The organism is Nitrososphaera sp. AFS (assembly GCF_009898475.1).
GTDB lineage: Archaea > Thermoproteota > Nitrososphaeria > Nitrososphaerales > Nitrososphaeraceae > Nitrosopolaris.
The window spans coordinates 19,788-34,426 of the sequence record NZ_QURE01000006.1; the positions used below are offsets into that span (position 1 = coordinate 19,788).

A 14,639-nucleotide genomic window follows, 5' to 3' on the forward strand; every position below is an offset into this window, starting at 1 on the left:
GTGGCTCAGCCGGATTATTGGACAGAAGTGATGCCTTCAAGAACTGACTATAAAATACTACAAAAGGGTTTAGGATTAATATTATTTCATGTTCCTTCGCCAGACTGGTCAAGGTACTGCTCAAGTCCTCACTTCAAATCTATATTTATTTTAATACTCTTACGTACTGAGGTTAAATTGAAGTAGTAGTATACATGCGAACAAAATTTCGCTAGTGCGACGGAATATAAAGTCTTAATCATGAACCGCCCCAAGACATTTTCTGATCTTCTTCGGAATAAGAGTCAGACATGCAAGTGAAGCTCAGTCAAATTGCTGGTAGAGAATCAATAAATAGCTAAGTTTGTTGTCTCCTTAAATTATATGTCGCGCCAATATCACACGTCGATAATAACTGGGATGAGATGATGAATGTATACAAGCCAGATAGATAATGACTTTGCTCAAAGCGTTAAAAAAGGGTTAGGAAGCAGCCGCCAAAAACGCATAGAGTCAAAATATTTTTACGATGCTGTGGGATCGACGCTTTTCGAGGAAATTTGTCGTCAGCCGGAATACTACCCATGGCGGGTCGAGACCTCGTTGCTTAGGCACCATTCCAAAGAGATAGTTGGAATGTTCGACGAGAATTTTGCGTTAATCGAGCTTGGCAGTGGTAGTTCAATTAAGACAAGGATACTGCTGCACGATCTTATATTGAGACAACCGTATGTGTATTACTTTCCGATAGATGTTTCAAAAGAGATGCTCTGTACGGCAACAAGGGGACTAGGTTCAGAATTTCCTAATCTTAGGGCTTCTGGCATTTCATCTGAGTATGTCGAAGGAATTAATAGAGCAAACAAGCTGATTTTTTCCAACCCCCAAATACCTCGTAGGAAATTGATAATTTTCTTAGGATCAAGTATAGGGAATTTTGAGCCAAAAGACTCAATTTCTTTTCTACAACAATTAAGATCTACAATGGATAAAAAAGACGGGCTCGTGGTTGGGATTGATCTTCAGAAGGACAAATCTGTTCTGGAAGCGGCTTATAACGATAGCATGGGATTCACAGCTAGATTTAACCTAAATCTTTTGACTCGAGTAAATCGGGAATTGGATGGAAATTTTGATCAACATCACTTCGTCCACCATGCCTTTTACAATTCTAGATTCAAGAGAATAGAAATGCATCTGTTGTCTACCAAAGAACAGGAAGTATATGTAGGTAGGTTATGCGAAACTTTTGGCTTCCAGGCAGGGGAGACGATCCACACGGAAAATTCATATAAATATTCATTGGAAGACATAAGGAGCATGGCTGAGAAAAGCCAATTTACTCTCAGAGCTGCTTTTATTGACGAAAAAAACTGGTTTAGCCTGGCTGTCTTTTCCCCTGGTTGATATATTCGGTTGTTTGGCAGATGTTATTTTAGATGTCATCGAATTATAACTTTAGCGGGATGAAACTGTAGATACATACATACAATACAATACAATTCAATACAATTTCAATAAGATTCTAAAATCCGTCAAGTGAAATTAGACCGAAGAGCTTCGGTTAGCCCATAACACAATTGTAAAGGTACTTATGGCTGATCCAGCTACGCCCGTAACTAATGCTCCAATTACAGCCTGGTTTAAGAAGCTCGGCACGTTAAGAGCAAACCAATGACTAATATTAGGTAAAGAGAGATACCCAATAAACCCTATCCCAAATCCCAATAGCCAAAAGGCAAAGATGGCAATTTTTCTAGACATTTGCTTGTTCACTACACAAATACAAGACACTACAGCCTAGGTTTTGAACACCGTTTATCAGATTTTGCATATTCTAAATGTTTCAATCCCGTAATAAGCATAGTTGTCAGCTTTTGTAATATATGCGACAAAAAAATCCTCGATGACAAATCCAATTTCTATTTATTTTCCCTCGGCAGGAGAGAAAGGACTAAAAAAACTTCTAATTATGGTTAAATGTTGTGACCATGTGAGATATATAGAATAATCTACACCTACTCCCAAATGGGTGTTGTGATCCATGGCCATATTTTTACAACAATTACCGTATACCATAGCCGTTGTATAGTGATTGATACTTCAGTGTATAGATGCTCAGGTTATATTGCTCATTTGGATGGAATTCACAGCAAGATTGTTAACAATTTGTGTGCAATAGATAGATCGACTCAAAGGTCGGGGATAAATGATATACAAGAGGAGTTAACTTCAGGATGAATTCAGCTGAATACTATACGCGTTGCCCCGAATGCGAGTCGGCTCTTATCCATGATTTCGCGATTGGGGAATATATATGCCAGAAATGTGGCTACGTTGTTATAGATCAGATTGACGATTATGGGCCGGAAACTAATTCATCTGACCTTGATGAGCGAATAAAGAAAACACGTGCAAGTGGATGTACTAGCCTGTCATTACATGATTATGGGATAAGAACTGAAATCGGTTTGGGCTCTAAAGACTATAGTGGCAGATCAATAGATTGTCAAATGGTGGAGCAGCTGAACAATATGAGAAGGTGGCATTCGAGAATTAGAGTAGCTACCCCTAAACAGAGGAGGTTATCAAACGTCTTATCCAAAATTAATGAAGTATGTTCAGCATTATGTTTCCCAAAAATTCTGGTTGAAACCTCTGCGATGATCTTTCGAAATTTTGAAAACAGGAGCGGAGCTAAAGGAAAATCTATAAATTCCATGGCAGCGGCGACGATATACTTGGCCTGCAAAAGATGTTCTATAGTCAGGTCTTTGGAAGAAGTCGTTTTGGCGACTGGCGCCTCAAGAGAGGACCGGTCTAGCTTAAAATTGGCATCGAAGTATTATAGAATGATGGCTATGGAAATGGGAGTATTTACAGACCCCATACAGAGCGCTGGATGTGCCCCTAGCCACCTACCAAGCGTAGCTGTGGCCGTAGGCTCACAACCTGTTATCATTTCATCTTCTTCAATCGCATCTTCATGCAGCATTCCGATACCTGTGACCTTGGCGATAGATCATTATATTGCCAAACTCGCAAATATGTCGAGGATTGATTCAAAAGTGGAAAGATTGGCAATTGAAATTGCCCATAAGTCAAACAGTCACCTATTAGCCGATGGTAAATCTCCTAACGGCATAGCAGCAGCCTACATTTATCTTGCTGCGATTTTGCTTGGAGTCAACCTTTTGCAAATTGACCTTTCAAGCCTAGCCGGGGTAACTGAAGTTACTATCCGTAATAGATGCAAAGATATATTGACTAATTTCAGGGTTATTATAACTGTAAGACCCATGGTCAAAGTGACTTGATTCTGAAAGCCAGCTGTAAATTTGGGTATTTTGGTTAAACTTCTGTTGCACTGCCTATCAATGATTAGAATAAGGCGGCTATGATTCCGTCGGACAGGTCAATTCAGTGCTGTAGACAAATAACTGAGCGCTTATGGTTCTTTTCACTAATTCTTCTGCATTCAGGAGGATTCACATGTAGATTTTATTGATGTAATGCTGAAGAGTATTCAGGTATCAAAATCTTTATACCAAGGACTTTTAGTACGAAACCAAAAGATGTCAGCAACTGCATGTCTATCTCATAAAGAGGACGTGGACGGCGTAGTATCGGCCGTGTTGATTAAGGCTGCATTCGAAGCCGATACAGTTGTCCTGACAGATTATCAGAACATTATCTCAAAATTGGATGGATTCTCATCGCCTGATTTATTGCCTAAGTTTAACCGGATTTTCGTGAGCGACCTAGGGTTAAGCAAGAAAAATGAGGGCGAATTTGTTGAGATACTGGGAAAATTAGTATCTGCTAACACTAAAGTAGTGTACATTGATCATCACGATTTGAGCGCAGATGTGGCTTCTCTTTTAAAGAAAATGGGTGTCTTGCTTATTCATTCAGTCGATGAATGTAGCAGCGTGCAGATTTACCAAAAATTCAAAAAGAGGCTTTTGCCACATGCTGCTTTCTTTGCCGCGGCAGGTTCTTTAACTGATTATATGGATACTAGGCCAATTGCATCTGCCATTGTCTCAAGGTATGATCGGCAATTTTTAATGCTTGAGTCGACTGTTCTCTCATACATTATCTCGGCAAAACAAAATGATGATGAATTTTTGATTGATCTGGTCAACTTTCTTTCTGAAATGAAATATCCTCATGATATAAAAGGTGGTTTTTGTATAGCCGAGAAATATGCACAAAAGGTTTCAGAAGCAATCAAAAAAATAGAAGGATCTATAACCAGAACCAAAAATATAGCTTACGTGCAAAACAATTTGGCACTTTCTGCGAGTGGGATTGTAAACTTTGTTCTTGGAACTTCTGACAGACAAGTCGCAATAGTTTATAAACTCAAGCAGGAAGTGGACTCCTATGTTCTGTCAATACGTGGCAACAAATCTTGCAGGGTGCACCTTGGCAGAACTGTTAACCGAATAAGTTCAGAGTTAGGAGGAAGCGGAGGTGGACATGATATGGCATGCGGCGCCCTTATTCCAAGGGACAAACTTGATCAGTTCATTCGTATTTTGGACAACCATCTGGCTTAGGTGTACTTACTTTTAAATGTCATCAAATCCTAGATAAGCTAATGCTAACGGTAGTGCAGATAACAAACCGGCCTGCGTACAATTTATAAGCCTTAATAATTTTTAACTTTACTCTTGGGCGGCGGCAAAAAAAAACCTTTGGGATCCGACAAGAGGTCTGGAACTTCTGATAGTGCAGAGATTAAGCAAGCAAAAAAAGAAGAGGCTAAGAAGCCTTCAGGAAAAATGCAGCAGAAACAAAAGCTTTCTGTTTTAATTGAAGAATCTCAAGGTAGTAAGGCAATTCAGGATATGAAAGCAATTACGATACAAGGACTTGCACGGGTTGTTGGCGTAAAGATCTCTGTAGCAAACTCTTATCTTAGATCATTGGAAGTAAAGGGTGTAGTCAGGAGCGTAGGAGGGTATAGCGGCCATAGAGTATATCAGTTAAATCAGTCGTCATGATTACGCCTCAGTATCATAACATCGCCTGGGCCAGCCCTTTCTGCGACGTCTAGGCTCATAGTAACCATTCCCAGAGGATTCATACTGTATGCTAGTTTATCTCTAAGGAAAATACATAGGGATCCATTAGATGGCAAATAAGCCACTTCACCAAGTTTGAAGGTAGACCTTTGCTTCTCCTTACCTAACCTTAATCCGGTTTCAACATATATGAAATCCTGACCCATTTTGTGTATCCTGCCCTTCATGGGGAGATGGCTTAGCAGCTCAGAGACAGTAAGAGGTGACAAATGACGAACAATCTCGCATTCCATTACCCCCTTGGATACGATCTCTAAAACGAGGGGCACTCTGGAGATACTTTTAACCATATATGTGTCGTACGGTATTTGTTACCTGCTGTGACATTAAAAAATTCGCAACATTTAATTATATATTTGTTATCTTTTGGAGCATTCTTGGTGGCTAAAGATTCCAGTCAGCGGACCTCCAAAAAAATTAGATCAAAGACTGTCAAACGAACCCAGCCTACAAAAAAAACCACACCTGAACGGGGGACACCCGTCTCAGCTAAAAAAATAGCCCCAGAACCGGAAGCCAATAGTGAATACCCAAAAATGCAATTGGAAGAACAGACATTAGCGAAGTCTACTCGTCCAATTGAAGAGGTAGTTACCTATGACGAACCGGATTTTTCATTAATGGAGATATCTTCTAATGGCCCCCAAGTTCTGATCGGGCCTACGCATATAACTAGGTTTGAAAAGGCAAGAATTACTGGGACAAGATCGTTGCAACTTTCCTTAGGAGCTCCTTCCTTTATCGTTGTACCACCTCGTGTTAGAGATTCAGTGTCCCTGGCTACTGCTGAGCTGCTTTCGAAATCGCTCCCAATATCGATCAGGCGCGTTCTACCCAACGGGTTATACCAGGATATCCCGATTGATTGGTTGAAATGACTATCTGAAAGAAGTATGTTATATAACTGGTCACTGCTCGACCTTTATGAGTCCTCTCATTTCAGGATGGATACTGCAGTAGTATACAAATGTCCCGATCTTGTTCGCAATGAACGTCTGAGACTGGCTTTCAAAATAGCCTAAATTCCTCGTGTGTACGTTAAAAGCATCGATATTCAAATTATGTAAAGATCGTGTATCTGAGTCTTCATTTATCAAATGAATCGAGTCAAGCGCCCCAAGCTTTAAGACAATCGTTGGACTGTTATAGCCGCTAACATTAACCGGCCGTGCGGCTGTTGACGATTGGGTTGTGAATACGTAACCAGTTTGAGGAGAATATGTAGCCTTCATGAATGTGTTTACAGGAGGGGAAAAAACTGGAACATTGCTGTTAACTGGAATCAATGAATGTATTCCAAAATATGCGGCAACTGCAACAACGGCCGCAATTCCTGCAAAAATTGCGATAGTATATTTATATTTGGCGAATATGAATTTTTTATCCTTGACATTTTGTTGGCGCCTACCTTTCTTTGGCATCCAAAAAACAAGCCCATGAAGTATATATTTACTTAGTGATCTATTGGCTCATCAAAATTCGTTGAATGGTACAATCAGGTTAGTTATTTGACGTAGTAAAGAAATGCCTGACCATTATAGAATTACAATCAGGAATTGAAGAGTAGAGCTGACCGTTGATTCGAGTTCTACTGACATCAGAATCAGGAATAACGACTTAATGACGTTTAAGAGCTGACCAACACGCATTGATGCCGATATCCGAAGTTTATCGCCAAGTTGAATTTGGCTGCACGGCGATGAAACGCTCTTGATTCCCTCAAGAGCAAAACTTAAATTTGCAGTTCCAAGGATTTGCCACTGGTCTAAAATTCCAACCCTTCGTAGAACGTACTTCGGAGACCGTGGCATGCTTTTGCTAGAGGATGGTAGTATGTTCGAAGGTATTGGGTTTGGTTTTCCAAGTGAGGTTGCAGGAGAACTCGTCTTCAACACAGGTATGGTCGGTTACACCGAGACGCTTACTGACCCTTCTTACCGTGGACAGATTCTGTGCTTTACTTATCCCCTCATCGGAAACTACGGGGTCCCAAAGTTCGAAGACATTGATGAATTTGGGCTGCCCAAATATTTTGAGTCCAACCAGATCCAAATAAAAGGCCTAATAATTCATGAATTATCAGCAGCAGCGAGCCATTGGAGTTGCGCTAAGACCCTAGATGAGTGGTTATTCGAAGAACGCATCCCGGGAATTTATGGTGTAGATACCAGAGAGTTGACCAAAAAGCTAAGGATAAATGGGTCCATTCGCGGGGCCATGGGTACCTGGCCTCAGCAAGTCCATGAAACTAGTGAGTCAGAAGTGCCAAAAAGATTGTCGCTTTTATTGGAAAATTATGACTACGAGGAACACAACTTTATGCCGGAAGTCTCTAACAAGACACCTAGAGAATACGGTGCCAAGTCTTGCGAAACAGTCGTACTCCTTGATACTGGCACAAAAAACAGCATTATACGCAATATAGTCAGGATTGGTTTCAGAGTCGTATGTTTACCCTGGAATTCAACTTTTGAGGAGATCATGTCTTACGATCCAAAGGGCATAGTGATTAGCAACGGACCCGGAAATCCGAAAGAGTGTAAGGTAGCTATAAGGACTGCTGGCGATCTTATAGAAAGATCTGTCCCCACATTAGGAATATGTCTTGGACACCAAATCCTAGCTTTGGCTGCGGGTGCAGACACTTATAAACTAAAATTTGGCCATCGGGGCCAGAATAAGCCTTGCGTTGATCTCAGGAATAGGCAAACCTATATCACTAGCCAGAATCATGGATACGGTATCGATCCTGATAGCTTGGAGGGAACTGGCTTCAAAGTGTGGTTTTCCAATGCGGACGACCAGAGTATAGAAGGTATTGAACATACATCCAGACCTATTATTGCAGTCCAATTTCATCCCGAAGCTTCACCAGGACCTTATGATTGCAAATTCGTTTTTGATCGGTTTAAAGAGTTACTTAATAAGGAGAATGTGGATTCTCTATCAGCTAGAAGCAATGGATTGAGCCATAACAAACATAATCCCCAGACTTATAAAGCTAGTACTATTTTAAAGAGGAAAGAAAACAAGTGAGGAGGAAATTTGCCAAAGAATGAAAGTCTAAAAAAAATTCTTGTACTCGGGAGCGGGGCAATTAAAATCGGAGAAGCCGGCGAAAGTCAGCCAAGATGACCGCCATTTTGACTATTCCGGTTCACAATGCCTCAAAGCGCTGGGAGAGGACGGAATTACAAGTGTCTTAATTAATCCCAACATAGCAACTATTCAGACGGATACAAGATTTGCGAATAAAGTTTATCTTCTTCCAATTAACCCGAGCTATATTGAGAAAGTCATTGAAGCCGAGCGACCGGATTCAATCATGCTTAGCTTTGGGGGACAAACCGCATTAAATTGTGGTGTCGCGCTAAACAAACTTGGAATACTTGAGAAATATGGAATTAAAATACTAGGTACGCCGGTTAGAGGAATTGAAGTAACCGAGGATAGACAGCTCTTTAAAGAAGCAATGGTTTCGTGTGGGGTGCCAACCTTGTGTAGTGCTTCAGCATATTCTCTTGAAGAGGCCTATAAAGTTTCTGATGCAATTGGTTATCCAGTCATAGTTAGGGTGGCTTATACCCTTGGGGGGCGAGGGGGAGGAGTTGCCTTCAATGAATTTGAACTTCAAGAAATTGTGAGAAGAGGACTTTCTCTCAGCATGGTCGGACAAGTACTTATTGAAAGATATGTCGGAAGCTGGAAACAAATTGAATATGAAGTGATGCGAGACAGTCAAGGTAATTGCGTTATCGTTTGCAACATGGAAAATATCCTCGGAATGAAAGTCCACACAGGGGATAACATTGTAGTGGCACCTTCACAAACATTGAATAATTCTGAGTACCATTTACTAAGATCTGCCGCCCAACGAGCTACTTCTCACTGCGGCGTTATAGGGGAATGCAACGTGCAATTTGGACTTGATCCAACTTCTGAAAAATATTGCGTCATCGAGATAAATGCTAGATTATCTAGGTCATCAGCTCTCGCCAGCAAAGCGACAGGCTATCCGCTTGCTTATATGGCTGCAAAGATTTCACTCGGCTATACGTTACCTGAGCTGATTAATCGTATAACGAAGGCAACTACCGCATGCTTTGAACCATCACTTGACTACGTCGTACTCAAACTCCCTCGTTGGGACTTTCGCAAATTTGAGCTGGTTAAACGAAAGCTTGGTAGTACAATGAAATCCGTGGGAGAAGTAATGTCTATTGGACGAAGCTTCGAAGAGGTGCTACAAAAGGCAATAAGAATGGCTGAAACTGGAAAAGATGGCCTTGTAGCGAATTCCAGAATAGTATCTGCCGTAAACCCTATTCTAGGTACTAGGTCATATGATCAGTTCAACGCATCACACGGAAGTCGAGCGGGTGTGTTAAAGGATACAATTCGGGAAGATCTTACTAATAGCATTCAAGAAAAAGAAAACATCGATAGTATCGAATCAATAGAACAGGCATTACTTTACCCAACAGATGAAATTTTATTTGAGGTAGTAAGGGCGATGCGAGAGGGAATGACTATTAAAAGGATCAGTTCGCTTACTTCCATAGATCCGTGGTTTTTAATTCGGATCAAAAATATTGTCGACATGGAGTATGTCTTGCTTGGGCAATCTGGCATAAATCTGGCTAACATTAAAGAAGCGAAGAGGCTTGGCTTCGCAGACAAACAAATAGGAAGATGCTTAGGAATAGATGAGTTGAAAATAAGAAGCCTGCGACAGAGCTTCGGGATTAAGCCAGTAATCAAGCAGATTGATACATTGGCCGCGGAATGGCCAGCTAGGACAAATTACCTTTATTTGACTTATGGAGGCCAATTCGATGATATCGAAGTTAAAGCAGACAACAATGGACGGATAATAGTCTTGGGTGCCGGGCCATACCGGATAGGAAGTAGTGTGGAATTTGATTGGGGAACGGTCAATACGGTATGGGGATTAAAAGAGAACGGCGCGAAAGACGTATCGATAATCAATTGTAATCCTGAAACGGTATCCACTGATTACGATATTTGTGACAGGCTGTATTTTGAGGAGCTCACATTTGAGAGGATACTGGATATAGTTGAAAAGGAAAACCCAGAAGGCATCGTAACCTGTGTAGGTGGACAGACGGCGAATAATGTTGCTCCCAGATTAGCCCAACAAGGTATTAAAATAATTGGTACAAGTAGTGAAGACGTAGACAAGGCAGAGGATAGAGAAAAATTCGGAATATTGTTGGAAGCTTTGAAGATTGGCCAACCATCATGGAGAAAGTTTACTAGTATAGAGGAAGCCAAAGAATTTGCTCTATCTGTAGGATATCCTGTTTTGGTCAGACCATCGTATGTTCTTAGTGGCGTAGCCATGAAAATAGTCTGGGCAGAGCTACAACTGGAACAATTCTTGAATGAGGCTACCAGGGTTAGCCCCGATCATCCAATAGTGATAAGCAAGTTCTTACAGGATGCATCAGAAGTAGAGGTCGATGCCGTGGGCAGTGCAAACGGAATTTTAATTGGGTCAGTTATAGAACACATTGATAATGCAGGCATACATTCTGGCGACGCTGTGATGTGTATACCACCTTGGAGGCTTGACCGGAAAACGACCGAAACCATAATAGACTACTCTAAAAGAATAGGCAACGCACTAAATATCATAGGTCCCTTTAACATTCAGTACATAGTCAAGGATGATGAGGTACTTGTAATAGAGGCAAATATCAGAGCTTCTAGATCAATGCCCTTTGTATCAAAATTCGTAGGATTAAATCTAATTAACTTGGCGGCAAAAGCGATGATGGGAAGGAGCTTGCCAACAGTCCCGAACCAGAGTTGGGCAAAAATTTCAGGATTCGGGATTAAAGTTCCGCAATTTTCATTTATGCAGCTCGAAGGTGCTGACATCGTATTGAGTGTTGAAATGCAATCTACAGGTGAAGTTGCATGTTTCGGAGATAGTTTCTATGATGCACTCACAAAGGCCTATATTGCTGCTGGATATACGCTACCATCGACAGGATCAGCCCTTGTTACTATTGGTGGCCACAAAAATAAGGAAAAGCTGTTGCCTTTAATGTCAATCCTCTCACGATTAGGATACAATATCATGGCTACAGAACATACAGCCGAGTTTTTGATGAGCAACGGACTGTTAGAGATTCAAAAGATCTACAAGATTAGCGAGCCTGACAGAAAGCCGAATATATCAGACTTGCTTTTTGACCGCAAAATCAACTTTATCATAAATATCCCCTCGACTTCAACGATTGAAAAGTATCTTGGAATGTTGGACGATGAATATCAAATTAGGCGAAAAGCTGTTGAGGCCGGCGTACCAGTCCTCACAACTTTAGAAGCTGCCAACTCATTTATTAAATGTCTTGAGTGGTTGAGGACAAATACTCCAACACTCACGGCCTTGCGAGATTATATTAACCCCTAAGAGAGACTTTTGTTTCGGCAGAACTATTTTTAGGCAGGAGCAGCGCCAATGCATCATGCCTGTCAGCAATAATTGAACCGTCAAGTGTCACGGCAATCGCGCTCTCTACTGCATCATGCTCAAAAACTCTCTTGATGATTGGAGAAACCTGGCTGGAAGTCTTTTGTACCTCTGGATACATTGCACTATTGAGAGAGGGTAAAATCACTATATCTACCAACCCTTTTGCACAGTTGAAGATCTTTTCCTTTCGCGCCTTGAGAAATATCCACACTCGCTGTGAATTTAGAATACTATTTGCTTTTGAAAACTTCGGATGGACGTGCCCCATCACAATCCTTTTGATTGATCCTCTGCTAGCAGTGGGCATCACATGACCATGGGTGAGCAATGTATCTCCCAAAACGATACCTTTCACGCTGCAGATAGTGACAGACTCAGGGACCAACAAGCTAATGTTACCGTCGTGGTTACCAGGTACTATGTATGTGCCTGCGTATTTCGAGATATAATTGAAAAATTCTGGGACTTCTTGCCATTCGTACTTGGATATTCGCTTTATAGAGGCTTTTATGTCTCCAAGGAGGATCAGCTTGTTTATACAATACAACTGAATAATCTTTCTGATGTCATCCTGGACCTTTGATTTGGAACTCAAGTCAAATAATATCCTGTTTTCCTTAAAAGCAGCTTCAAATCCAAGGTGCAAATCTGATGCCACCAGGTACGACTCATTTAGACCACGCTCTTGTGTCTGAAGTAGCAGCGCGGGATATGGATAGAGTGGCCGGATATAGCTTAAAACAAATCACTAACTTGAGGCAAGGGGATCTGGATGGTCTTATCCCTCCATCAAAACCGTACGATCAAACAACAACCTAGCTTTGAACTAAAACAGCATTTACGCTGCCGTCCTGCCCAGGCCTCGATACTACTCTTGCCATTCCTTGATCCGTTTCTAACAATGCTCCTTTACTTATCACTCCCCTTCTTTCGTAGTCTTTGTTAGCTGGATTTTTGATCACATTCTTGATAAGTAATTTAGTAGTCCTTCTTGAAGCAGGATTGGTAACGTTTACAGTTTCGGCCGTCTTTAGGGATGCTTTTATGTCATTTCCTCTCGTTCTTCGAGTAACTGTGGTGGTAGTACCTAAACTTGCTTCATTTGGGTATCTGTCGATCTCGAAACTGCGTCTACTTCTTGACGCAATCCTTCTACCCCCAGAAGGTTTCCTCTTAGCAAGATTTTCCAGCGACTTGCGCATTTCACTCTATACTAACTTTCCTGTAATTAAGACTTTGCGAGTTACTTTTTAGATTTAAGCCAGAAACTATTTCCGTGATATTAGCTGACCTGTTGCACAACCACATCAGTCGGGATTAGTTGACCCAGCTATGTTCAACTAAGCTCAAATTTGGATCCGGTTAGTTGTCCTAGACTTGCTATCATACATGGTTGGTATAACGAATTACAGAGAATGATTAGCCAATATATTTCGGAAGAGAGCTCTTTAAGGATTCAATGTCGGTTAGTCCAAAATATGCTTGGAACTTCCGGGTAGTCCTGTACGTTCGTGGCCTTTGATTTTCGTATTCGATGAACCCCATTCGCCTTAAGATTCTTAGATGACTGTATACCTGGCTACCTCTAATCTGTAGGAGACGTTTGGACGTAACGGGTTGTTCATATGTAATATATGATAAAGTTTTGAGAGAAGAAGCTGGAATTAGTGGCCGTTGAGCATATCTTCTTATCATTGGACTGTAGCTAGGTTTCAGCTGAAAAACAAATGTCCCATCTGCTAATTCCTTGACCTCTAAAGCACTGAAAACCGATTTTGCCTTCTGGATCAAGTTATTTAGGACTTTCAAAGTTGTCGATCGTGAAGAGCCCGAAGCTTTTACTAGTTCATCTACAGATAGAGGACGACCAGCAGAGTAGAGCGCAGCCTCGATCCTAGCTGAAACTTCCTCTATTGGAAGAGCTTTGGCCAATGTTGTCCTCCCTAGCAACTCAAGAAGTTAGCGTAACTTCATAACCGCTTATCTAGAAATGATTTTTATGTCCTCGCGTTCTTCGCAATGCTGGAGGCTAATCTTTTCTTTAGTTGCCAGATAGAGCAATGCTATAAAATATCTCGCAATTTCTATCGGTTCTAAGCCATTGACAAGCAGCTTGAACATTACTTCACCAGACAACAAAATTGCATCTAGGATCCTTTGTTCATAATCACGTATAATTTGCTCAAACTTGTGTGAATATTCCTTAAAATCAAGTGGCAGTATAGGTTCCATATTGAAATTTTTCCTCCCATGCCCTTGACCTGATAATTCAAGGATCATGTTCTCCATCATGCGCATTAGATCTTCCAGAGAGACTGGGTAAGTAGATTCAACTCTAAACGGGAGCTCTATCGCTTTCAAATCCGTAATAGGCAAGTCAGAATCTGGGACTGTTGCCGTTTTTCGCTGCCCTCCAACCTTATCGAGCCTAAAAATGCTTTCTACCTTAAGGCGATGAATCATCGATGACGATAAGGCAGCGACTCCACAAAGACGCAGATCCTTCTTTCCAGTTTCGCTTAGAAGTTGTAGGAGCATCTTAAGCAACATGCTAACGTCTATTTCCCAAATATCTCTTCTGCTTACAAGAGAAACGTTGAATAATATGTTTAACGGGGGTTCGGCAATCTTTTTTTTGGAACCATAATCCGACTTTAAACGAAGATTGTCTGCGCTTGACAAATTCGATACCAGCTATATCAAAATAACATCGTAATAATAAAGTAGCAATTCAGCAATCTTGAATCACCACAACAAAAGGATTTTACTTCGCCTTTCATGATCAAGTAGAAATTCCGCCATGCTCCTTTTAAACATAATGCCAACCGGACAAAAATGCAAGAGTTCAAATGTAAAACTAGCAACTAAAGATAGAGTTCTAGCGTAACCAATAACTTTTCAAAGAATGCAGTTTCGAAATCTGGTACTGAGGCTGTATTTGGGAAATGCTGAAAAATTTAACTATTCTTTAACTTGAGCTGTTGCTGCCGGTGCGCACATAATAGTATCGTCCTAGAACTAGATCACAAAACTGTCTTCAGCAGCTTATTCTCTCTAGCCTA

The 14,639-nt window shown here is 41.0% G+C and carries 15 protein-coding genes; 9 read left to right on the plus strand and 6 right to left on the minus strand.

Annotated elements, in window-relative coordinates; all coding sequences use genetic code 11:
- Window positions 1-411: 411 nt before the first annotated feature.
- The 5 genes from egtD (at window position 412) to DYY65_RS01220 (ending at window position 4,991) form a co-directional block, all read left to right on the plus strand.
- Window positions 412-1,386, plus strand: a complete 975-nt coding sequence (egtD, locus tag DYY65_RS01195) for an L-histidine N(alpha)-methyltransferase (RefSeq protein ID WP_162476169.1) — start codon at window positions 412-414, stop codon at window positions 1,384-1,386.
- A gap of 621 nt (window positions 1,387-2,007) precedes the next feature.
- Entirely contained in the window at window positions 2,008-2,220 is a 213-nt protein-coding gene (locus DYY65_RS12340; protein ID WP_162476171.1) for a hypothetical protein, read from the plus strand.
- A complete protein-coding gene (locus tag DYY65_RS01210) occupies window positions 2,217-3,296 on the plus strand; it encodes a transcription initiation factor IIB (protein ID WP_162476172.1) in 1,080 nt (359 codons plus the stop codon). The genes DYY65_RS12340 and DYY65_RS01210 overlap by 4 nt, the downstream gene beginning before the upstream one ends.
- A gap of 258 nt (window positions 3,297-3,554) precedes the next feature.
- A complete protein-coding gene (locus DYY65_RS01215) occupies window positions 3,555-4,544 on the plus strand; it encodes a DHHA1 domain-containing protein (RefSeq protein ID WP_236561583.1) in 990 nt (329 codons plus the stop codon).
- A 138-nt stretch (window positions 4,545-4,682) separates the two neighbouring features.
- Complete coding sequence (locus DYY65_RS01220) at window positions 4,683-4,991, plus strand: MarR family transcriptional regulator (RefSeq protein ID WP_162476174.1); 309 nt, start codon at window positions 4,683-4,685, stop codon at window positions 4,989-4,991.
- Here the strand turns inward: DYY65_RS01220 and DYY65_RS01225 are convergent.
- A complete protein-coding gene (locus DYY65_RS01225) occupies window positions 4,979-5,362 on the minus strand; it encodes a cyclophilin-like fold protein (RefSeq protein WP_162476175.1) in 384 nt (127 codons plus the stop codon). The genes DYY65_RS01220 and DYY65_RS01225 overlap by 13 nt on opposite strands.
- Window positions 5,363-5,452: 90 nt before the next feature.
- Between DYY65_RS01225 and DYY65_RS01230 the strand changes: the two genes are divergently transcribed.
- Entirely contained in the window at window positions 5,453-5,950 is a 498-nt protein-coding gene (locus DYY65_RS01230) for a DNA-directed RNA polymerase subunit K (protein ID WP_201449246.1), read from the plus strand.
- A 30-nt stretch (window positions 5,951-5,980) separates the two neighbouring features.
- On the opposite strand, the gene DYY65_RS01235 is transcribed toward DYY65_RS01230, so the two are convergent.
- The gene (locus tag DYY65_RS01235) at window positions 5,981-6,493 is read right to left on the minus strand and encodes a cupredoxin domain-containing protein (RefSeq protein ID WP_201449247.1); all 513 of its coding nucleotides are present in this window, start codon (window positions 6,491-6,493) and stop codon (window positions 5,981-5,983) included.
- A 388-nt stretch (window positions 6,494-6,881) separates the two neighbouring features.
- Between DYY65_RS01235 and carA the strand changes: the two genes are divergently transcribed.
- Both carA and carB read left to right on the plus strand, forming a co-directional pair.
- On the plus strand, window positions 6,882-8,108 hold the full coding sequence (gene carA, locus DYY65_RS01240) for a glutamine-hydrolyzing carbamoyl-phosphate synthase small subunit (RefSeq protein WP_162476213.1): 1,227 nt from the start codon (window positions 6,882-6,884) through the stop codon (window positions 8,106-8,108).
- A gap of 40 nt (window positions 8,109-8,148) precedes the next feature.
- Window positions 8,149-11,514 (plus strand): carbamoyl-phosphate synthase large subunit, encoded by a 3,366-nt coding sequence (gene carB / locus DYY65_RS01245; RefSeq protein ID WP_162476176.1) that lies wholly within the window; start codon window positions 8,149-8,151, stop codon window positions 11,512-11,514.
- Here carB and DYY65_RS01250 read toward each other — a convergent pair.
- Entirely contained in the window at window positions 11,504-12,223 is a 720-nt protein-coding gene (locus DYY65_RS01250) for a metallophosphoesterase (protein WP_162476177.1), read from the minus strand. The genes carB and DYY65_RS01250 overlap by 11 nt on opposite strands.
- Window positions 12,224-12,228: 5 nt before the next feature.
- On the opposite strand from DYY65_RS01250, the gene DYY65_RS01255 reads away from it, so the two are divergent.
- Complete coding sequence (locus tag DYY65_RS01255; RefSeq protein ID WP_162476178.1) at window positions 12,229-12,396, plus strand: hypothetical protein; 168 nt, start codon at window positions 12,229-12,231, stop codon at window positions 12,394-12,396.
- On the opposite strand, the gene DYY65_RS01260 is transcribed toward DYY65_RS01255, so the two are convergent.
- The 3 genes from DYY65_RS01260 to DYY65_RS01270 form a co-directional block, all read right to left on the minus strand.
- Window positions 12,393-12,779, minus strand: a complete 387-nt coding sequence (locus DYY65_RS01260) for a 30S ribosomal protein S8e (protein ID WP_162476179.1) — start codon at window positions 12,777-12,779, stop codon at window positions 12,393-12,395. The genes DYY65_RS01255 and DYY65_RS01260 overlap by 4 nt on opposite strands.
- Before the next feature lie 217 nt (window positions 12,780-12,996).
- Complete coding sequence (gene scpB / locus DYY65_RS01265) at window positions 12,997-13,509, minus strand: SMC-Scp complex subunit ScpB (protein WP_162476180.1); 513 nt, start codon at window positions 13,507-13,509, stop codon at window positions 12,997-12,999.
- 48 nt (window positions 13,510-13,557) lie between these two features.
- The gene (locus tag DYY65_RS01270; RefSeq protein ID WP_162476181.1) at window positions 13,558-14,259 is read right to left on the minus strand and encodes a chromosome segregation protein ScpA; all 702 of its coding nucleotides are present in this window, start codon (window positions 14,257-14,259) and stop codon (window positions 13,558-13,560) included.
- Window positions 14,260-14,639 lie beyond the last annotated feature (380 nt).

Coding starts and splice junctions, on each gene's coding strand:
- egtD (WP_162476169.1), top strand. CDS start 412: ATGTATACAAGCCAGATAGATAATGACTTTGCTCAAAGCGTTAAAAAA.
- DYY65_RS12340 (WP_162476171.1), top strand. CDS start 2,008: ATGGGTGTTGTGATCCATGGCCATATTTTTACAACAATTACCGTATAC.
- DYY65_RS01210 (WP_162476172.1), top strand. CDS start 2,217: ATGAATTCAGCTGAATACTATACGCGTTGCCCCGAATGCGAGTCGGCT.
- DYY65_RS01215 (WP_236561583.1), top strand. CDS start 3,555: ATGTCAGCAACTGCATGTCTATCTCATAAAGAGGACGTGGACGGCGTA.
- DYY65_RS01225 (WP_162476175.1), bottom strand. CDS start 5,362: ATGGTTAAAAGTATCTCCAGAGTGCCCCTCGTTTTAGAGATCGTATCC.
- DYY65_RS01235 (WP_201449247.1), bottom strand. CDS start 6,493: ATGCCAAAGAAAGGTAGGCGCCAACAAAATGTCAAGGATAAAAAATTC.
- carA (WP_162476213.1), top strand. CDS start 6,882: ATGCTTTTGCTAGAGGATGGTAGTATGTTCGAAGGTATTGGGTTTGGT.
- DYY65_RS01255 (WP_162476178.1), top strand. CDS start 12,229: ATGCCACCAGGTACGACTCATTTAGACCACGCTCTTGTGTCTGAAGTA.
- DYY65_RS01260 (WP_162476179.1), bottom strand. CDS start 12,779: ATGCGCAAGTCGCTGGAAAATCTTGCTAAGAGGAAACCTTCTGGGGGT.